We start from the raw sequence: 20,192 nt of genomic DNA, 5'->3' as shown, positions 1-20,192 counted from the left end.
GGTCGGCGGGATCGTGCCCTTCTCGGACAGCACCATCGCGAGGCTCTTCGACGGCAGGTACTCCATGATCAGCCACGGGTCGCCGTCGTGTTCCGCGACGTCGTACACCGTGATGGCGTTGGGATGCGTCAGACGTGCCGCGATCCGCCCTTCCCGCATACATCGTCGCCGCGCCTCTTCCGCCTGTGCCGCGGACAGGCCGGGCTGGAGCAGCAGCTGCTTGACGGCGACCGTGCGGTGCAGGCGCTCGTCGTGCGCCTGCCACACGATGCCCATCGCACCGCTGCCGATCTGCCGGCCCAGCCGGTAGCGCCCAGCGACGAGCGAACCCTCCGCCGTCATGCCATGACCCCCGTCGTCGCCCCTGCTGTCACGTGGTCGGCTCCACCGAGTCGGACGCGGGCGGGGTGGTGGTCGTCGTCGTGGTGGTCGTGGTGGTCGTCGTCGTGGTGGTCGTCGTGGTCCGCCTGGTCGTCGTCGTGGTGGTCGTGGTGGTGGTCGTCGGCTCCTCCGACGACTCCTCCGACGAGGTCTCCGACGGGATCGACGTCGTCGTCTGCACGACCTGGCTCGGCTGCGTGTTGGTGACCGTCGGCTGGTTCTCGTTCGGCGTGCCGTTCCTGTCCCGCGTGGACAGCAGGAACGCCACGGTCGCGAGCACGGCCACCAGCGCGAGCCCGGCGCCCACCAGGATCGGGGCCCTGGACTTGCGCCGCTGCGGCGGCGGCGCGGTCGGCCGCGCCGGGCGCACGGCCCGCGTCCGGTCCTCCGCGCCGACCATCTGCGTGGCCTGGTCGCCGTAGTAACCGTCGTCGTAGTCGTCGTAGTCGTCGACCAGCTCGGTCCGCCCGAACCGTCCGGTGCCGACGCCGACCGGCAGCGCCACGTCCGGCGTCTCACCCACCGCGACCGCGTACAGCAGGTCCCGCGCCCGCGACGTCGTCGGCCGCTGGTCCGGGTTGGCGGCCAGCATCGCGATCAGCACGTTGGTGAGCGGACCGGACTGCCGCGGCGGGTTGATCCGGCCGGCCGCCACGGCATGCAGCAGCTGCAGCGTGTTCTCCGTCAGCCCGAACGGCGGCTCGCCCTCGACCGCCGCGTACAGCGTCGAACCCAGCGAGAACACGTCCGACGCGGGCGTCGGCTCCTGCCCGACCGCGGACTCGGGGGCCAGGTAGGCGGGCGTGCCGGCGATCATGCCGGTCTTGGTGACGGTGACGTCGTCGGTGGCCCGCGAGATGCCGAAGTCGGTGATCTTCACGGTGCCGTCGTCGCCGAGCAGGATGTTGCCCGGCTTGATGTCGCGGTGCACGATGCCCGCCGCGTGCGCGGCCGCCAGCGCCGCCGCCGACTGGGCGCCGATCCGCGCCACCTCACGCGGCGGCAGCGGACCCTGCTCGGCCATGACCATCGCGAGGCTCTTCGACGGCAGGTACTCCATGATCAGGCACGGCGCGCCGTCCTCGTCGACCACGTCGAAGACGGAGATCGCGTTGGGGTGCTGCAGGCGCGCGGCGATGCGGCCCTCGCGCATGCACCTCGCGACGGCCTCCGCCGCCTCCTCCGGCGGCAGACCGGGCTGGAGCAGCAGCCGCTTGACGGCGACGGTGCGATTCAGTCGCTCGTCGTGCGCCGTCCAGACCACGCCCATGGCACCGGTGCCGATGCGGTGCACAAGGCGGTACCGGCCGGCGACAAGGCGACCTCCATCGGTCATCGCGCCGAGTCCCCCTCTACCTGCAGATGGGTGAACATGCCGACTCCAGGGGTCATTCACGAACGGCTAACTGGCCCCACGTGCGCCAACTCGCACCAGGCTAGGCGTTCACGCTGCGCACACGGACGGGGACCACATCGTGCGCGTGGCGACCGGGCTTGGTATTGCGGGCGACGGAAGCAGGGGTACCGCAGGTTACCGGTTCAGGTGCGTTGCGCCGACAGCAGCTGTACCCCGACGATCCGGCGGGGACTCTCCGCGACGGTGAGCAGTTGTTCGATCCGGAGGTGACCGCCGTCGGCGAGCCGCATGCGGACGGTCGCGAGCACCCCGTCGGCCCGCTGCACCACGCCGACCGTGTCGACCGCGACGACGGTGGACCAGGACGAGAGGAACTCGGACAGGTTCGTCCCCAGCACGTCCGGCGAGAGCAGGTCGAAGGCCGCGACCGGCGACTCCGGCAGGTTCTCGTAGAACTCGCGGACCAGCTCGAGGTCGCTGGCCGGGCCGGCCGTCACCGCGCCGCCGCTGGCCGTGGTGCCCGTGTCGGGCACGGGCGAGGCCGGCGACGACGCCGCGACGGGGGTGACCGGCGACGGTCTGTTCTCGGCGGCCGACGGCGTGCTCGGCGCCGGCGTGTCCGCCGGTCGCTGCGGTTGCGCCTGGTCCAGCTCGTCGGGCAGCAACGCCCGCTCACCGGTGATCTGCACGGACGGTCTCAGCGCGTGGCCGTTGTCGCGGCGGTGGTGGGCGATCACCGAGGAGATCGTCACCGCCCCGCACAGCACCGCGCCGGCCACGCCGAGGCTCGCCAGCTTGGCCAGCTGGACGCCCTTGGCGGGCTTGCGGCGGTGCGCCGCCTGGACGACCACCGGGATGGTCTCGGTGATGTCGTCGTCCAGCCGGGGGGAGCTGTCCGTGCACGGCGTCGGCGACGCCTGTCTGGTGATCAGCTCCGTGACGGTGACCGAGCCGGCGCGCTGGTGCCGGCGCCCGGTCGCGAGACGGTCCACTGTGTGATGGCCTCCGTGCGTAGCGTTAGGGGAGACTCATACTCCCGTTGTGCGCCGGGCGGTAGTTAATCCGGATGGATCACCCGAACGGTGTCTTAGGCTCTCGGCGCGTTCACTCGAATGGCCTATGGGTGGGTCACTGAGTAACCGAGTCCTCGGTGATCTTCGGATCGTCACCCCAGGTGAACGCCAGCCTGCGGTGCTCGACGGTCTCGGTGCCGTCGTCGTGGACGAGCGTCACGGTCGACGTGGTGGCGTCGTCGTCGCAGTCGATGGTGATGTCCCGCACCTCGACCCGCGTGACATCGCCATAGCGCGCCTCGATGCCCCTGGTGCCCTCCCGGGCCATGCCGCCGGAGGTCATGGCGTGCGCGGCCTCGGGGTCGCTGGTGACCAGCCGGAAGTACTCCTCGGTCCGGTCGCCCATGGCCTGCGGATCGGTCGTCGTGAGCGGCACCGAGCCCACGGTCCGGCGCGGGGGCGTGGCACTGTCCAGGCTCGCGGACTCGCTGGGTGTGTGGCCGCTCTCCCCGTTGCCGCCCTGACCGCCGCCCTGACCGCCGTCCTGGCTCCCGCCGCCCTGACCCCCGCCGGTCTGCCCGGTCTGCCCGGTCTGGCCGTGGCTGGTCTCCCCGCCGGTGACGGTGTCCCCGTTGATGGTGTCCCCGGTGACGGTGTCCCGCGGCGGCGGCTCCTGCTTGTCGACGGTTTCGGCCGTGTCGCTGGGCGTCCTGCCGTGGCTCGAGGTCGTCGGCCGGCCGGGCGGCCGGGTGGAGTCGTGGTTGGGCAGCCGCTCGAGCGTGAGCGGCCCGGGCGGGTACTGGGGCAACGCGTCGATGACGGAGTTGTCGCTGACCGGCCGTCCCATGAGCTCCCCCGCGGCGACGGTCAACCCGAGCGCCACGGCCGCGGACGTGCCGACCGCGAACCACGCGGCCCGCCGCCAACTGCGCGGCGGCGTGACGGAGGCGGGCACGTTGCCGAGGTCGAACTTCCGCAGCCCACTCGCCGGCGTCTCGGGAAGGGCGTAGACGACCGCCGCGCTGCGCGGCCGCCCCAGGGGCACGGTGTCGAGCACCATGTCGGAGGAGATGGTCTTCCGCTTCGGCGGCACCTGCTGAGCCCCCCGAAGCGCGGCGGGCACCCGCGGTTCCTCCGCAGGCGGCTCCTCCGCCGGCCAGACGGGCTCCCCGACGCCGGGTCGCACCCGTCCCGAGCGACCCTGCGCCGGGTTCGCCACGGCGTCTCCCGGCGGCGTGGACTCCGCGGACACCGGGCGCTTGCCCGGCCCACTGTCGCCCTGCGTGGTGCCGGTGCCGGGTCGTGCCTGTCCCGAGCGATCCTGCGCCCGGTTCGCCACGCTGTCTCCCAGCAGCATGGACTCTGCGGCCACCGGCCCCTGGTCCGGCCTAGGCCAGGGAACCTGACCCGGCTCGACCGCCCGACCGTGGGCGCCACTCGGCCACCCCCGCGCCGGTGGAGCCGGCCGCCACTGCTGTCGTGCCGGCCAGGGCCGGTCGACGTCGCCGCGGCGGGCCACCGGCACCACGGGATCCTCCGGCCACCCCGGCCGCCGCGTCAGCACCTCGCTCACCGGCGCCACGTCCGTCGGCCGCACTACCGGGACGGACGCGTCCCGCACGGCGTGCGCCGGTCCGGTGTCCGCCGGGCGCACCGCGGGCGTCCACGCCGCGCCGGTGCCGCCCCGCCGGTGCCGCCCATGTTGCTCCTGGCCATGCCACTCCCCGCCTGTCATGGCTGTGTGACTCCCCACCCTCTTGCTCGTGACGCGATGCGACCGACCGACTACCGGCTCGTGTCCACGGTCTGGAAGCTCTCCGCGAGCCGTCCCTCGCCCAGCCCGAACCGGGAGGCGGTGGCCGCGAGGCCCTGCCGCAGGGCGTCCGCCAGCTCGGCCGAGGTCGCCCCGGCCTGCGAGGAGTGGGACCGCAGCGCGGCCATCTTCCGGTCGAACGTGTCCGTGACGTCGACGGCGTGGTTGCGCAGGCGCACCGGCCCGTCGGCCAGCCACAGCTCACGCACGGTCCACGGCTCGAGGCCCTCCTCCGCGAGCAGCGACCGGTGCGCGTACGGGTTGCGGGCGTCCGGGTACACCGCGGCGAACGCGGCTTCGCCGACCGCGCGGTGGTCCGGGTGGGTGGTCGGCACGAAGTCCCAGTTGATCTCCGGTGACCACGTGAGCACCCGATCGGGCCGCACGCGCCGAATCACCCGGGTGATGTCGCGCCGCAGTTCCAGCGACGGCGTGACCGCGCCGTCGGGGTACCGCAGGAAGGTGAGGTCCCGCACGCCGACCTGCGCGGCGGCCGCCCGCTGCTCGGCCTCGCGGGTGGCGGCCATGTCCGGCGAGCCGTCACCGCTGGCCTCGCCGGACGTGCAGACGCAGTAGGACACGACGATCCCGGCCGCGGTCCACGCCGCGACCGTGCCGGCCGCACCGAAGTCGACGTCGTCGGGGTGGGCCGTGATCACCAGAGCTGACCGAACGGAACTCACCCTCCGCAGCGTAGGTGGTTGCCCACGGTTTGAGCTGTCGGGTACGCATGACCCGCACGTGTCACCTCATCGTGTGAGGCGGGCACGCACCGCGAGCCCTACTCGCCCGTGCGGTACCGCTTCTGCGTCGACTCCAGGGCCTTCACCGCGGTGCCGCCGGCCCCGGCGGCGAGCAGGATCGCCAGCACGTCGGCGACCCCGCTGCCGGACGTCAGGATCAACGCGAGCAGTGCCCCCGCGGTCGTGACGCCCGCGATCGGGAACCGGGAGCGCACGTACTGCGCGATCGGTGCGCCGCCGGCCCGCTTGGCGGCGGCCGAGTTGAGCATGGCGAGGTAACCGGCGTGCCCGAGCGCCGCCAACAGCGCGACGACGGCCACGAGGACGGCGATGATGTTGAGCATGCCTCCAGTGTGCCTGTGTTCGGCGCACCCTGGATCGGTGAGAACCCTGAGAAGTCCGAACGGTTACCTGCCGAGCTTGCCCCGGCCCAGCTCCAGGAGCGCCATGGCGATCCGGCGGCCCTCCGGGCCGAGGTCGCGGTAGCGGGCCAGCACGTCCATCTCGCGGTTGACCACGATCCGGGGGCCGCCGGCGGCCATCCGCGCGGCGCCGATCGTCTGGGACACCTCGGCGCGGCGTTTCACCAGCCGCACGATCTCGGCGTCGAGCCAGTCGATCTCCTTGCGCAGCTCGTCGATGTCGGTGTCGGCGGCCTTCTCGGTCGTGTCACCACTGGCGGTGGGGGGCATGACGGCTCCTCGGTCGGTGGTCTGTGGAGTTCTCTCGGCCCCGTGCGAAAAGCCCCGGGTCCGAGGGACTCCGGGGCTTCGTTTGTCTTGCGTGCGTTACGCGACAACGGGAGCCGAAGTCCGGATCCCGTAAAAAAACTCGACGTGGCGGTTACACACGCGATCGATTCTGCACTGCCCGGCGGATCCTGTCCACCCGGCCTGTCCGCCGTCCCGCTGTCGGCCCCTGCCGGTAACGTGGACCTACAATGAGCACTCTGTTCGAATTGCCAGCCCAGACGTCCCCGCCACCCCGTCGCAAGGCCGGGGCGGAGCTGCTCGACGGCCTCAACGACCAGCAGCGCCGCGCCGTGCAGCACGCGGGCTCCCCGCTGCTCGTGGTCGCGGGCGCCGGCTCGGGCAAGACACGCGTGCTGACCAGGAGAATCGCGTACCTGCTGGCCGAGCGGGACGTGCACCCGGGCCAGATCATGGCCATCACGTTCACCAACAAGGCCGCCGCCGAGATGCGTGCGCGCGTGGTCGAGCTGGTGGGGCGGCGCGCCAACGCCATGTGGGTGTCCACGTTCCACTCGATGTGCGTGCGGGTCCTGCGCCGCGAGGCCACGACACTCGGCATGAAGTCGAGCTTCTCGGTGTACGACGCGGACGACACCCGCCGGCTGATCACGCTGGTCTCCCGCGACCTGGACATCGATCCCAAGCGCTACACCGCCCGCGGCCTCGCCGGAGCCATCTCGAACCTCAAGAACGAGCTGGTCGACCCGGAGGAGGCCAAGGCCAAGGCCACCAACGACTTCGAGCGCCGCACGGCCGAGGTGTACGTCGAGTACCAGCGCAGGCTCGAGCTCGGCAACGCGTTCGACTTCGACGACCTGATCATGCGCACGGTCGAGCTGCTGCAGACGTTCCCGGCCGTCGCGGAGTACTACCGCCGCCGGTTCCGGCACGTGCTGGTCGACGAGTACCAGGACACCAACCACGCGCAGTACACGCTGGTCCGCGAGCTGGTGGGCACGGGCGAGAACGGCGTCGAGCCGGGCGAGCTGTGCGTGGTGGGCGACGCGGACCAGTCGATCTACGCGTTCCGCGGCGCGACCATCCGCAACATCGTGGAGTTCGAGCGGGACTACCCGCAGGCCACCACGATCATGCTGGAGCAGAACTACCGCTCCACCCAGAACATCCTGACCGCGGCCAACGCGGTGATCTCTCGCAACCCCAACCGGCGGGACAAGCGGCTGTGGACCGCGCTGGGCGACGGCGAGAAGATCGTCGGCTACGTCGGCGACAACGACCACGACGAGGCCGCGTTCGTGGCCGGCGAGATCGACCGCCTGATGGACTCCGGCGAGGTCAAGTACAACGACATCGCCGTGTTCTACCGGACCAACAACCAGTCGCGCGTGTTCGAGGAGATCTTCGTGCGCATGGGGCTGCCCTACCGGGTGGTCGGCGGCGTCCGGTTCTACGAGCGGCGCGAGGTGCGTGACGCCCTCGCCTACCTGCGGGTCCTCGCCAACCCGGACGACACGGTGAGCCTGCGCCGGGTGCTGAACGTGCCGAAGCGCGGTATCGGCGACCGGGCCGAGGCCTGCGTGGCCACCTACGCCGACCGTGAGCGGACCTCGTTCAACGCGGCGCTGCGGGCCGCGGTCGAGGACAAGGTGCCGATGCTCAACGCGCGGTCGCGCAACGCCATCGCGGGCTTCGTCGAGCTGCTGGACGACCTCCGCGACCTGGTCACGGACGGCCACGAGGTGGCGGAGATCCTCGAGGCGGTCCTGGACCGCACGGGGTACCGGGCCGAGCTGGAGGCGTCCGAGGACCCGCAGGACGCGACGCGCGTGGACAACCTGAACGAGCTGGTGACGGTGGCCCGCGAGTTCGCCAACGAGCCGGCCCCGGCCGAGGACGACGCGGCGGTCGAGGAGGGCCTGGTGGAGCCGGGCTCCCTGGCCGCGTTCCTGGAGCGCGTGTCCCTGGTGGCGGACGCCGACCAGATCCCGACCGAGGACGAGGACGGCGCGACCGGCGTCGTCACGCTGATGACCCTGCACACGGCGAAGGGCCTGGAGTACCCGGTCGTGTTCTGCACGGGCTGGGAGGACGGCATCTTCCCGCACATGCGGGCGCTGGGGGACCCCACGGAGCTGGCGGAGGAGCGCCGGCTGGCGTACGTGGGCATCACCCGTGCGCAGCGGCGGCTGTACCTGTCCAGGGCGATCGTCCGGTCGGCGTGGGGCCAGCCGATGACCAACCCCCCGTCCCGCTTCCTGGACGAGATCCCGGCGGACCTGATCGACTGGCGGCGGGTCCAGCCGGAACGCAGCGCCCCCTCCGCCCCGACCACGACGTGGAACCGCCGCTCGTCCGCGTCGACGTCCCCGTTCGGCCCCGCCCGGGCCTGGAAGGACACGCCTGCGGTGTCCCTGGACGTGGGTGACCGGGTGACCCACGACAAGTACGGCCTGGGCGTCGTGGTCGCCACGGACGGTGTCGGCCCCCGCGCCACCGCCACGATCGATTTCGGCACCGCGGGCACGATCCGGCTAATGCTGATCGGCAGCGTGCCCATCCAGAAGCTCTAGGTACCACTTTGGAGTGATCTCCACCCCCAAGGTCGAACGGATGCGCGAAACTGTCGGTGCCATCCGATTGACTTCTCCCCGTCGGGACCACCCGGGTCCCGCGGAGAGACAGGGGGTCCCAGATGTGGACGAGGTGCTGTACGCGGTGCTCGCCGAGAACATCGGCCGGTATCTGGACGTGGCTGACCGGGGCGCGGCCCACTCCGTCGAGCTCAGGCGCCTGGTCGCGGCCTGGCGCGCGCTGCTGGACGTGCACCGCCCGACGGGTCGCGGCGGCCGCTGCACGGGCTGTGCGGAGTCGCGTCGCCGCCCCACGATGTGCAACGTCTGGCGCGTGGCCAACGCCTTCTTCATCCGCCCCGAGGGCTGACGCCGTTCCTTCACGTGCGTTGCTGAAGAAGCTGAAGCGGGTCCGCTGGTGGTTGGCCGGCGACGCGCCGACGATCACCCGATCGTGGTGTTTTGGCGCCCGTGGCGGCGGCTACCCAACTTTCACCATGGCTTACGCACCAGCTCGTCCGACCGCGCTTCGTCTGATCGCGCGCAGTGCCCGCAGGCTCCTCGCCGGCGGCCGCGCTGCTGGAGCGCGCCCCAGCAGCGCGATCAGGTCGATCAGGTCGTCGGTCAGCTCGTCGACCAGGTCAGAGGACGACGCCGTGCTGGATCAGCCACGGACGGGGGTCGATCTTCTTGTGGTCGCCGGGCTCCCAGACCTCGAAGTGGCAGTGGGGGCCGGTGGACTGCCCGCGGTTGCCGGTGCGCGCGATCTGCTCGCCGGCCTTGACGCGCTGGCCCTCGTGCACCGAGAAGTCCTGCATGTGGCCGTAGACGGTGATCGTGCCGTCGTCGTGCTGGATGCGGACCCAGAGGCCGAAGCCGCTGGCCGGTCCGGCCTCGATGACCACGCCGTCGGCGGCCGCGTAGATCGGGGTGCCGATGGGGGCCGCGAAGTCCAGGCCGTAGTGGGTGGTGCCCCAGCGGGCGCCGAAGCCCGAGGTGATGGTCCCGTTCGAGGGCCGCACGTACCTCGGCCGCTCGGCCTCGGCCTTCGCCTTGGCGGCGGCGTCCGCACGGGCCTGCACGATCTGGTTGGTGGCGGCGAGCTGCTGCACCTCGGGCGCGGCGATGACCGGCTTGGCCACCGCGAGCACCTCCGGCGCCGCGGCGGTGACGCTGCCGGTGCCACCGACGCCGAGTGCGGCGGAGGCGTTCTTGCTGTCAGCGAGCGGTGCGATGTCGTCGGACGAAGACGGACCGGCCTTGAGCGCCTGACCAGCGGTCGCGGCGGCGAACGCACCTAGTGCGACAGCGGCCACCACGACCCGACCGCGAAGTTGGGAAGAGGGTGGAGCCACCCGGTGGTGCTGGGCCGTCCGAATCCGCACTGAGCTGTTGCGTGCAGCCAGCGCGTCATCGAGAGCTTCGCACTCCCGTAGATCGCCGCCGAAGGAGCGGTGTCGAGACAAGTCCTGCCCTTCCGTCTCGGGGAGTCCAGCCGCGACATGCGCCTAGCTCGTTGGGGCCGAGCTGTCGGCGTGGGCACCGGGCGGGGGATCCCGGCTGGACGGAAACCTGGTGGTTGCCGCCCGACCCAATTCGTGATCGGACCGTGACAACGGACCGGGGGAAGATAACGAAGAGGAGCCGCCTAGGGCAACTTCCGTCGGTCAAGTCCTCCGATCGGGTGGGTGACGCACCGTCCGTAACCAGCGGAAATAACGTCAAGTGAAATAAGCTGACTAAGCCAATGTGACCCAAGTTACTGAATCTCGCGCCGTGTCCGCCCCTCGCGAGGCCACACGGACCCCCGAAAACCGGTCAGGTTCGAGACCAAACTCAAGCCCCTCGTGACCCACTCCCCGGCGCCGTTGCCCGTTGCCGGGGGCCGGGGGCTGCGGGTGGTGCGGTTGGGCGGGTGGTGCGGTTGGGCGGGTGGTGCGGTTGGGCGGTTGGGCGGGTGGTGCGGTTGGGCGGGTGGTGCGGTTGGGCGGGCCTCGCCCCTGCCCTTTTTCGATCAGCCCTCTTCTCCCAACCAACCAAGCCCACCAAGCCCCAACCAAGCCCCAGCCAAGCGGCAGCCAAGCGGCAGCCAAGCCCCACCCAAGCGCAGCCAAGCCCCACCCAAGCGCAGCCAAGCCCCAGCCAAGCGGCAGCCAGGCCCCACCCAGGCCCCCACCCGGGCCTCATCGCCACCCAAGCCCCATTGCCGGCCAGATCACGCTCGTCACCTCGATGCGGAGCGGCAGGTTGACCTGCCCCCGGCCCGCCCGCTCCGGCCCACCCCGCGCAGGTGAGAAGCCCTGCACCCCCGCCGAGACCGCAAGCACGCCCCGACTCAGGTCCCCGCGGCTATGCCTACCTTGCTAGCGTTCCCCCCAATGACTGCGCGGACTCGATCGTCGCTCGGTCCGTCGGATGGACGGCGGCGCGGCGCACAAACCGACGACCAATCCGACGACCAGACCGACGACCAAACCCCAGGCAAAACCTCAGGCAGAACCCCACGCAAGACCCCACGCAAGACCCCACGCAAGGACGCGAAAGAGCCAGGCAAAGACATTCAAACGCCTGGTAGAGACGCGATCGGCAGGCTCGGCCTCGCTGCCAGTCCGCTTCGGCTGCGGCTTGCGTTGGTGCTCTCCGTGGCGGGAGCCGTGCTCGCCTTCGTGGGGGTTCGGCAGGGGTTGGTCGTCGATGAACCGGCTGCCGCGTTCGGCAGTGGGCCGTTGCTGCTCGTACTGGCGGCGCTGCCGGCCGTGCTCGCGATCGTCTGCGTGTTGCTCGGCAGGGCGCCCACCGCCGCCGGGGTACTCACCGGCGCCGCCCTGCTCGCGCCCGGACTCGCGCTGGTCGACGCCCAGTTCATCCAGGACGCGCTCCTCGCCTCGCGGCCGGAGATCATGGTGCCCACCTCGCTGGCGGCGCTGACCCCCGCCGCCGGCGTCTACCTGCTCCTCGCCGGGCACCTCGCGGCCGCGGTGGCCGGGGTCCTCGCCGCGGGGCACGCTGGCGCGGACCCGGACTCGGACTACTATGCCGCGCTCGACGCGGGGCGTGACGAGCGCGGGCGTGGGCGGGCCATCGGGTGGGCGCTCGCGGCCGGCGCGGTCAGTGTCGTCGGGCTGCTGTTCGCGCCGTTCGAGTCCGACAACGCCTTCATCGTCGCGCAGGACCTCGTCGCCAGTCCGGCGCTCGTCCGGTACGGCGGGCTGCTCATCGTCCTGACCGTCCTCATCGGCGCCGTCGCCGCGGCCGTCAACACCCGGCCGCCGCTCGCCCGTGGCATGGCGCTCGGGCTGTTCGTCGCGCTCGCCTGGCTGGTGGTGCCGCAGCTCGCCGCCGTCGCCCGGGTCGACTGGCTGCACCTCACGCCGTGGCCGCTGCGCGCGATCATCCCGGTCGGGCTGCTCGCCGCCGCGCTCTTCGTCGTGGGGGACCGCGGCGCGCGGGAGAAGGCGGACATCCAGCTCGCGGGCAGTCCGGTCGTCACCGGGGTGCTCGGCGTGCTGACCGGCGTCGCCACGATCGTCGCCGGGGTGACCGCGCTGGTCGTCGCCCACGTCGACCAGCCCGAGAGCTACGCCAACCGCCAGCTCCTGCCCGCCGGCATCGTGCTCGTGCTGCTCAGCGCGGCCCTGTTCACCCGCGCGGCGTCCGCCGTCCGGCCGGCCCTGGTCGTCGCGCTCGGGGCCGTGCCGCTCGTGGGGCTCGCCGCGTTGGACACCGCCTTCACGGCCACCACGCTCGGCACCGTCATGCCGGGCTTCCCCGTCGCCGCCTCCGACACCCGCGTGGGCGCCGCGGTCTGGTTCACCATCGCCGCGTTCGTGCTCGCCGCGGCCGCCGCCATCGCGGCCGGCATCACCGGCGGGGCGGAGCGCGACGACGTCGACCGCACCCAGCGCGCCCCGCACCTGCGGTACGGCATCCCCGCCGCCGGCGCCGTGCTGTTCGCGATCGGCGCCTTCGCCTCGCCGATGATCAGGGCGCCCGGCTTCGCCCCGCCCGGCATCTTCACCGAGTTCCGGCTGGCCTCCTGGGGCCTGCTGATCGGGCTGCTGGTCATCGTCGGCGCCGCGGTCGTCGCCTCGTTCGCCCGGCCGGCCCGGGCCGCCGCCCTGCTGTTCGGCGCGGCCGTCGTCGCCGGCGTCCGCCTCCTCGAGCTGCCGCTGACGGGTGACCGCGTGAGCGGTGCCCACGCCGGCGGCGGCACCTGGCTGACGCTGGCCTGCCTCGTCACGCTCGTCGCCGCGGCCGTCGCGGCGGCGACCGATCCCCACAGGGGACAGACGGCGGCGTGAGCGGAGCTTGCGGAGCGAACCATGGGCGCTGTCACGCGTGAGACACCTCACGGACGCCGACTGCAGCCCATAACGCGCAGGTCGCTAGGGTCTTCTGCGTGCCGAAACCCCAGCGAGTCGAGCCGTAGATACAGGAGACCGTCGTAGTGGATCTGTACGAGTACCAGGCGAAGGACCTCTTCGGGGCCCACGGGGTCCCGGTGCTGCCGGGGGCCGTCGCCGACAACGCCGACGAGGCCAGCCGGATCGCGGGTGACCTCGGGCAGCGCGTCGTGGTCAAGGCGCAGGTGAAGACCGGTGGTCGCGGCAAGGCCGGCGGCGTCAAGCTCGCCGACGACCCCGCCGACGCGAAGGCCAAGGCCGAGAAGATCCTGGGCCTGGACATCAAGGGCCACATCGTGCGCCGCGTGCTGGTCGCGCCCGCCTCCGACATCGCGGAGGAGTACTACTTCTCCTTCCTGCTGGACCGTGCCAACCGCACCTTCCTCGCCATGGCCTCCGCCGAGGGCGGCATGGAGATCGAGCAGCTGGCCGTCGAGCGCCCCGACGCGCTGGCCAAGGTGCCGGTCAACCCGCTGGACGGCGTCGACCTGGCCAAGGCCAGGGAGATCCTCGTCGCGGGCAAGTTCCCCGAGCCGATCATCGACCAGGCCGCCGAGGTCGTGGTCAAGCTGTGGGAGACCTTCGTCAGCGAGGACGCCACGCTGGTCGAGGTCAACCCGCTGGTCCGCGACCCGCAGGACAAGATCATCGCGCTGGACGGCAAGGTCACGCTGGACGAGAACGCGTCCTTCCGCCACCCCGACCACGCCGCTCTCGTCGACAAGGACGCCGAGGACCCCCTCGAGGCCAAGGCCAAGGAGAAGGACCTCAACTACGTCAAGCTCGACGGCGAGGTCGGCATCATCGGCAACGGCGCGGGCCTCGTCATGTCGACGCTCGACGTCGTCGCCTACGCCGGTGAGGCGTTCGGCGGCATGAAGCCCGCCAACTTCCTCGACATCGGTGGCGGCGCGTCCGCCGAGGTCATGGCCAACGGCCTGGAGATCATCCTCGGCGACAGCGACGTGAAGTCGGTGTTCGTCAACGTCTTCGGCGGCATCACCGCGTGCGACGCGGTCGCCAACGGCATCGTCCAGGCGTTCCAGCTGCTGGAGTCCCGTGGCGACGCCGTGGACAAGCCGATCGTGGTGCGCCTGGACGGCAACAACGCCGAGGAGGGCCGCCGCATCCTCACCGAGGCCGCGCTGCCCGGCCTCGAGCAGGTCGACACCATGGACAACGCGGCACGCAAGGCCGCCGAACTCGCCTCGAAGGGGGCCTGAGATGGCTATCTTCCTCAACGAGGACAGCAAGATCATCGTCCAGGGCATGACGGGCGCCGAGGGCACCAAGCACACCCGCCGCATGCTCGCCTCCGGCAGCAACGTGGTCGGCGGTGTCAACGCGCGCAAGGCCGGCCAGAAGGCCGACTTCTCCGACGTCCGGGACGGCCTGACCCTGCCGGTGTTCGGCTCGGTCGCCGAGGCGATGGCGGAGACGGGCGCGGACGTGTCGGTCGTGTTCGTGCCGCCGAAGTTCGCCAAGGACGCGGTCGTCGAGGCCATCGACGCCGGCATCGGGCTGTGCGTCGTGATCACCGAGGGCATCCCGGTGCACGACACCGCGAACTTCTGGGCGCACGCCGGCGCGACCGGCACGGAGTCATCGGGGACACCCGCCACCCCGAGGACCCGGATCATCGGCCCCAACTGCCCCGGCGTGATCAGCCCGGGCAAGTCCAACGCGGGCATCATCCCGGCCGACATCACCGGCCCGGGCCGCATCGGCCTGGTGTCGAAGTCCGGCACGCTGACCTACCAGATGATGTACGAGCTGAGCGACATCGGCTTCTCGACCGCGGTGGGCATCGGCGGCGACCCGATCATCGGCACCACGCACATCGACGCGCTGGCCGCGTTCGAGGCCGACCCGCAGACCGAGATCATCGTCATGATCGGTGAGATCGGCGGCGACGCCGAGGAGCGGGCCGCGGCCTACATCAAGGAGCACGTGTCCAAGCCCGTCGTCGGCTACGTCGCGGGCTTCACCGCGCCGGAGGGCAAGACCATGGGCCACGCCGGCGCCATCGTGTCCGGTTCGTCCGGGACCGCGGCCGCCAAGAAGGAAGCGCTGGAGGCGGCGGGCGTCAAGGTCGGCAAGACGCCGTCCGAGACCGCCGAGCTGGCCCGGCAGCTGGTGTCGGCGAACGCCTGACCACGGCGAGTCACCCGACCACGGGGCCGGCTGGTCGTGTACCGTCCGGCCCCACCGACCGTATTCGGTGGTCATGGTTTTCGGTGGAACCACCTCGCGCCGTGAACCGTCGGAAGGTCAGGAATACAAGTCTGTCAGTACCTATCGCGTCGAGTGATTCGAGGAGAGCAACGCGATGACCTTCCCAGGCGGGGCTCCGGGTGGATACCCGGGCCAAGGGCCGCAGCAGCCACCCTTCCCTGGCCCGGGCTACGGGCCACCCCAGGGCGGTGGGACGAAGCTGAGCCTCCCCACGATCCTGCACCTCGTTGTCGCCGCGCTCGGCCTGATCAACTTCTTCGTCGGCTTCGCGGACGCGTACGACGCCGGCTCCAGCGGCTTCTTCGCCAACGGCTCGGTGCTCCCGGCGCTGTTCCTGCTGGGTGGCCTGTTCTCCCTGCCCGCGATCCTGCCGGGCGAGAACAGGAAGCCGGGCCTCGCCCCCGCCGCGTTCTCGGTCGCGGCGATGCTGTCCATCCTGTTCTTCACGTTCTCGACCGACGCTGACGTGGGCACCGGCACGACCCTGCTGATGATCTTCGGCATCCTGCAGGGCATCGCGGCCGTGGCCGCGTACCTGTTCGACGCGGGCGTCATCAAGATGCCGGCGCCGAACCCGTACGGCCACCAGCCGCCCGGTGGGCATTTCCCGCCGTCCGGCCAGTTCCCGGCCCCGCCGCCGCAGCAGCAGCCGGGCCAGTTCGGTGCGCCTCCGGGGCAGCAGACGACCTTCGCGCCGCAGCAGGGCCAGTTCGGCCAGCCGCCGCAGCAGCCGGGCACCCCGCCGGGTGGTTACCCGCAGCAGGGCTGAGCCCGAGTTCGTTCCCCGATGGGGTGGTGCCGACCGGCGCCACCCCATCGGTGTATCTGCGCTCACCTGATCCGGTGGTGCCCGGCGTGGCCTGACCAGTTGTCGCGAAGTCCACATGCGACCGTGGGCGCATGGCCCCCGACCTCGAAGGATCCACTGATCCGGGCCCCGCACCCGACGACACTCACAGTGACCCGACCGCCGGCTCCACCCCGGCGGAGGACACGGCCGCCGAGGGCCTCACCGACGGGACCGCCGATGGTGGTGCCCGCGCGGAGGACGTGGCTGAGGCAGCCGCCGAGCCCGAGCCCGAACCCTGTGCCGAGGTTGACGCGGGGCCGCCGCCGGAGCCCGTGTCGGGGTTCACCAGGTTCCGTGCCGTCACCGCGCTCGCGGTCGGGCCGCTCGCCACCGGCTACCTCACCATCGCCACGCTCCTCGCGGTCGTCGCGGGCAGCGCCAGCAACTCTCGGTTCACCACGGCCGGCGTGCTTGTCGCCGCGTTGCCGGGGTGGCTCGCCGCGCACCAGGTGCCCATCGAGATCTACGGCCTGGAGCTGGGTGTCCTGCCACTGCTGCCGACGCTCGGCCTCGTCGTGCTCACCGCCATGGCCGCCGCCCGCGCCGCCGCCCGGCTCGGGCTGTACCGACCCGGGCAGGCCCGGCTCGTCATCGGCACGGTGGCCGTCGCGCACGGCCTCGCCGGGCTGGTCGTCGCCGGGGTCACGGTCGACGCCGAGGTCACAGCCGATCCCACCAAGGCCATCTGCTACCCGGCGCTCGTGTCCGCGCTCGCCGCCACCGTCGGCGTGGCGCGGCGCTGCGGGTTGCTCGCCGCCCTGCGCCGGAAGGCCGACGCGGTCGCCGTCGCCGGGTTGCGGGCCGGGGCACGGGCGGTCCTGCTGCTCCTCGCGGCCGGCGGCGCCCTGCTGGTGTTCGGCCTGGCCACGTCCGTCCCGGCGGCCAAGGCCCTGGTCCCGGCCGGTGCCGGCGACGCGGTCGGGATGCTCCTGCTGTCCCTCGGCTACCTGCCCAACGCGGTCGTCGCCGCCACCGCGTTCGTGGCCGGCCCGGGGTTCGCACTCGGCACGTTCGCCGTCGCGCCGCTGGAGTTCCACGGCGGCGCGCTGCCCGGCGTCCCACTGCTCGCCGCGCTGCCCGAGCACCGGGCGTCGTGGTGGCCGGCGCTGTTCGTGCTGCCGCTGGTCATCGGCGTGGTGGTGGGCCGCCGGTTGCGGGACGCCGACGAGGCACCGGTCGCCCGCCTGCGGGGGGTGGCCGTGGCGACGGGCGTGATCGCGGTGTCCCTCGCGGCACTCGCCGAGATCGCGGGCGGCCGGCTCGGCAAAGGCCCGTTCGACCCGATCAGCATGCCGGCCGCCGCACTGTTCATCACGCTGGTGGTGTGGACGGCCGCGCCGGGCGCGTTCGTCGCGTGGTTCGGCGGCCCCCGCCCCGTGCCCGAGCCACTGCCGAGCCTGACCGACGACGAGGACGACCCCGAGCCGGCCGAAGAGATCGCCGACCCCGACCCCGACGCCGACCCTGACGCCGCACTCGAAGACGAGCGCGATGCCCATCCCAACGCTGGCCCCAAGGCCGACTTCAAAGTCGACTCCAATGTCGAGCGCGACGCCGACCCCAGCGCCGACTCCAATGCCGAGTGCGACGCCGCGGCCGACGCCGAGCCCAAGGCCGAGTCCGACACCGAGTCCGACGAGCAACTGGCCAGGACGCCTGGCCAGCAGGATCCGACCGAGGACCCGGCGGAACTGCCCAGCCCCCGGGACGCGGTCGAGGAGTCGGGCGAGGTGGCTAGGGACTAGCCAGCTCGCGGATGTCCTCCTTGGGGAGCAGCGAGCCGGGCAGCATGTACCCCGCCGTGCTCACGAGGCGTGAACTAGGGCGACCCGGACGTGCCGGACCACCGGTTATCCGTGGTGATCAGCGGTTGCCTAAGCTGCGGGTATGCCGACGTCCAGGAGCCAGCGCTGAACGAGCCCATCTCGGTGAGACCAGATCTCCCGGCCAGGGTCGTCGTCCTGGTCTCCGGTTCCGGCACCCTGTTGCAGGCGGTGCTCGACGCGGCCGACCTCCCGGTGCGGGTGGTGGCCGTCGGTGCGGACCGGGCCGGTGTGGCCGGGCTGGCGCGGGCCGAGCGGGCGGGCGTGCCCAGCTTCGTCGTCCGGCTGAAGGACCACCCCGACCGCGCCGCGTGGGACCGGGCGCTGACCAAGGCGGTCGCGGCGTACGAGCCGGACCTGGTGGTGTCGGCCGGGTTCATGAAGATCCTCGGTCGGGAGTTCCTCGAGACGTTCGGTGGCCGGGTGCTCAACACGCACCCCGCGCTGCTGCCCGCCTTCCCCGGCGCGCACGCGGTGGCCGACGCGCTCGCCTACGGCGTGCGGGTGACCGGTTGCACCGTCCACCTCGTCGACGACGGCGTGGACACCGGGCCGATCGTCGCGCAGGAGGCGGTGAGCGTCGAGCCCGGCGAGGACGTCGACGCGCTGCACGAGCGCATCAAGGTTGTCGAGCGTCGGCTGCTTGTCGACGTGATCGCATTGCTGACCCGGCAGGGGTACACGGTGCACGGACGAAAGGTGAGCATCCCGTGACTGACGAGCGGCGCCCGGTTCGCCGGGCCCTCATCGGGGTTTCGGACAAGGCGGGTCTGCTGGAGCTGGCGACGGGCCTGCACGCGGCCGGCGTGGAGATCGTGTCCACCGGCGGCACGGCGAAGGTCATCGCGGACGCCGGTGTGCCGGTGACGCCGGTCGAGAAGGTCACCGGCTTCCCCGAGTCGCTGGACGGGCGGGTGAAGACGCTGCACCCCCGGGTGCACGCCGGCCTCCTGGCCGACCTGCGCAAGCCGGAGCACGTCGAGCAGCTCCGCGCCCTGGGCATCGAGCCGTTCGACCTGCTGGTGGTCAACCTGTACCCGTTCGCGCGGACGGTCGCCTCGGGCGCGTCGCCGGACGAGTGCGTCGAGCAGATCGACATCGGTGGGCCGGCGATGGTCCGGGCCGCCGCGAAGAACCACCCGACCGTGGCGGTCGTCGTCGACCCGGCGCGGTACGAGTGGGTGCTGGAGTCGGTGGCGGCCGGCGGTTTCACGCTCGCCGACCGGCAGTCGCTCGCCGCGGACGCGTACCGGCACACCGCGTCCTACGACATCGCGGTCGCGTCGTGGATGGGCTCGGTGCTGGCCCCCGAGCCCGAGACGGTGTTCCCGTCCTGGGTGGGCGCGAGCTGGCAGCGCCGGAACGTCCTGCGCTACGGCGAGAACCCGCACCAGAAGGCCGCGCTCTACGTGTCGGCTCACGGGTCTGGTGGCCTGGCCACTGCGGAACAGTTGCACGGCAAGGAGATGTCGTACAACAACTACCTCGACTCGGACGCGGCCTGGCGCGCGGCGTACGACCACGAGCTGATCTGTGTCGCGATCATCAAGCACAACAACCCGTGCGGCATCGCGGTGTCCACTTCGGACGTCGCCGACGCGCACCGCAAGGCGCACGCGTGCGACCCGGTCTCGGCCTACGGCGGCGTGATCGCCGTGAACCGCGAGGTGTCGGTCGAGATGGCCGAGCAGGTGGCCGAGGTGTTCACCGAGGTGATCGTGGCCCCCTCCTACGCCGACGGCGCGGTGGACGTGTTGGCGCGCAAGAAGAACATCCGCATCCTGGTCGCTCCCGCACCCCAGCGCGGCGGCGCTGAGTTCCGCGCCGTGTCGGGCGGCCTGCTGATGCAGCAGTCGGACGTCATCGACGCCCCCGGCGACGACCCGGCGAAGTGGACCCTGGCCACGGGCGCCCCCGTCGACGACGACACCCTGGCGGACCTGGCGTTTGCGTGGCGTGCGTGCCGGGCGACCAAGTCCAACGCGATCGTCCTGGCCTCCGGTGGCGCCACGGTCGGCGTCGGCATGGGCCAGGTGAACCGCGTCGACGCGGCCCGCCTGGCGGTGTCCCGCGCCGGCGACCGGGCGCGGGGCTCGGTCGCGGCCTCGGACGCGTTCTTCCCGTTCCCGGACGGCCCGGAACTCCTGATGGAGGCCGGCGTCCGGGCCATCGTCCAACCGGGCGGCTCGGTCCGCGACGCGGAGGTCATCGCGGCCGCGGAGGCCGCCGGCGTCCCCGTCTACCTGACCGGCACCCGCCATTTCGCCCACTGACCCCGCGAACCCATCGGC

At 72.0% G+C, this 20,192-nt stretch carries 17 protein-coding genes; 9 read left to right on the top strand and 8 right to left on the bottom strand.

Going from position 1 to position 20,192, the window contains the following annotated elements; all coding sequences use genetic code 11:
- From ACJ73U_RS06785 to ACJ73U_RS06755, 7 genes are all read right to left on the bottom strand, one after another.
- On the bottom strand, window positions 1-342 hold a 342-nt coding region (locus ACJ73U_RS06785; RefSeq protein ID WP_407776667.1), incomplete at its 3' end, for a protein kinase domain-containing protein.
- 28 nt (window positions 343-370) lie between these two features.
- Entirely contained in the window at window positions 371-1,717 is a 1,347-nt protein-coding gene (locus ACJ73U_RS06780) for a serine/threonine-protein kinase (protein ID WP_407776666.1), read from the bottom strand.
- A 203-nt stretch (window positions 1,718-1,920) separates the two neighbouring features.
- On the bottom strand, window positions 1,921-2,730 hold the full coding sequence (locus ACJ73U_RS06775; RefSeq protein ID WP_407776665.1) for a hypothetical protein: 810 nt from the start codon (window positions 2,728-2,730) through the stop codon (window positions 1,921-1,923).
- Window positions 2,731-2,866: 136 nt separating this feature from the next.
- Complete coding sequence (locus tag ACJ73U_RS06770; protein WP_407776664.1) at window positions 2,867-4,486, bottom strand: hypothetical protein; 1,620 nt, start codon at window positions 4,484-4,486, stop codon at window positions 2,867-2,869.
- Between the two features lie 50 nt (window positions 4,487-4,536).
- On the bottom strand, window positions 4,537-5,247 hold the full coding sequence (locus ACJ73U_RS06765) for a PIG-L deacetylase family protein (RefSeq protein WP_407776663.1): 711 nt from the start codon (window positions 5,245-5,247) through the stop codon (window positions 4,537-4,539).
- A gap of 98 nt (window positions 5,248-5,345) precedes the next feature.
- On the bottom strand, window positions 5,346-5,651 hold the full coding sequence (locus ACJ73U_RS06760) for a hypothetical protein (protein WP_407776662.1): 306 nt from the start codon (window positions 5,649-5,651) through the stop codon (window positions 5,346-5,348).
- Window positions 5,652-5,714: 63 nt separating this feature from the next.
- The gene (locus tag ACJ73U_RS06755; RefSeq protein WP_407776661.1) at window positions 5,715-5,999 is read right to left on the bottom strand and encodes a chorismate mutase; all 285 of its coding nucleotides are present in this window, start codon (window positions 5,997-5,999) and stop codon (window positions 5,715-5,717) included.
- A 248-nt stretch (window positions 6,000-6,247) separates the two neighbouring features.
- On the opposite strand from ACJ73U_RS06755, the gene pcrA reads away from it, so the two are divergent.
- Both pcrA and ACJ73U_RS06745 read left to right on the top strand, forming a co-directional pair.
- A complete protein-coding gene (gene pcrA / locus ACJ73U_RS06750; protein ID WP_407776660.1) occupies window positions 6,248-8,590 on the top strand; it encodes a DNA helicase PcrA in 2,343 nt (780 codons plus the stop codon).
- A gap of 124 nt (window positions 8,591-8,714) precedes the next feature.
- Window positions 8,715-8,960, top strand: a complete 246-nt coding sequence (locus ACJ73U_RS06745; RefSeq protein WP_407776659.1) for a hypothetical protein — start codon at window positions 8,715-8,717, stop codon at window positions 8,958-8,960.
- A 271-nt stretch (window positions 8,961-9,231) separates the two neighbouring features.
- Here the strand turns inward: ACJ73U_RS06745 and ACJ73U_RS06740 are convergent, their stop codons facing one another.
- The gene (locus tag ACJ73U_RS06740; RefSeq protein WP_407776658.1) at window positions 9,232-9,909 is read right to left on the bottom strand and encodes a M23 family metallopeptidase; all 678 of its coding nucleotides are present in this window, start codon (window positions 9,907-9,909) and stop codon (window positions 9,232-9,234) included.
- 1,323 nt (window positions 9,910-11,232) lie between these two features.
- Between ACJ73U_RS06740 and ACJ73U_RS06735 the strand changes: the two genes are divergently transcribed.
- The 7 genes from ACJ73U_RS06735 (at window position 11,233) to purH (ending at window position 20,174) form a co-directional block, all read left to right on the top strand.
- Entirely contained in the window at window positions 11,233-12,891 is a 1,659-nt protein-coding gene (locus tag ACJ73U_RS06735) for a hypothetical protein (RefSeq protein ID WP_407776657.1), read from the top strand.
- 146 nt (window positions 12,892-13,037) lie between these two features.
- A complete protein-coding gene (gene sucC, locus ACJ73U_RS06730) occupies window positions 13,038-14,216 on the top strand; it encodes an ADP-forming succinate--CoA ligase subunit beta (RefSeq protein ID WP_407776656.1) in 1,179 nt (392 codons plus the stop codon).
- Between the two features lies 1 nt (window position 14,217).
- The gene (sucD, locus tag ACJ73U_RS06725) at window positions 14,218-15,147 is read left to right on the top strand and encodes a succinate--CoA ligase subunit alpha (protein ID WP_407776655.1); all 930 of its coding nucleotides are present in this window, start codon (window positions 14,218-14,220) and stop codon (window positions 15,145-15,147) included.
- Window positions 15,148-15,322: 175 nt separating this feature from the next.
- A complete protein-coding gene (locus ACJ73U_RS06720; RefSeq protein WP_407776654.1) occupies window positions 15,323-15,997 on the top strand; it encodes a DUF5336 domain-containing protein in 675 nt (224 codons plus the stop codon).
- 131 nt (window positions 15,998-16,128) lie between these two features.
- Window positions 16,129-17,823, top strand: a complete 1,695-nt coding sequence (locus ACJ73U_RS06715; protein ID WP_407776653.1) for a DUF6350 family protein — start codon at window positions 16,129-16,131, stop codon at window positions 17,821-17,823.
- 183 nt (window positions 17,824-18,006) lie between these two features.
- Window positions 18,007-18,615, top strand: coding sequence for a phosphoribosylglycinamide formyltransferase (gene purN, locus ACJ73U_RS06710; RefSeq protein WP_407776652.1), 609 nt, complete (start codon window positions 18,007-18,009; stop codon window positions 18,613-18,615).
- Window positions 18,612-20,174, top strand: coding sequence for a bifunctional phosphoribosylaminoimidazolecarboxamide formyltransferase/IMP cyclohydrolase (gene purH / locus ACJ73U_RS06705; RefSeq protein ID WP_407776651.1), 1,563 nt, complete (start codon window positions 18,612-18,614; stop codon window positions 20,172-20,174). The genes purN and purH overlap by 4 nt, the downstream gene beginning before the upstream one ends.
- Window positions 20,175-20,192: the final 18 nt, after the last annotated feature.

Origin of the sequence: Actinophytocola sp. (assembly GCF_045807065.1) — a bacterium.
Classification (GTDB): domain Bacteria; phylum Actinomycetota; class Actinomycetes; order Mycobacteriales; family Pseudonocardiaceae; genus Actinophytocola.
The sequence above is the reverse complement of the archived record's forward strand: the minus strand, read 5'-3'. Positions and strand labels throughout refer to the sequence as shown.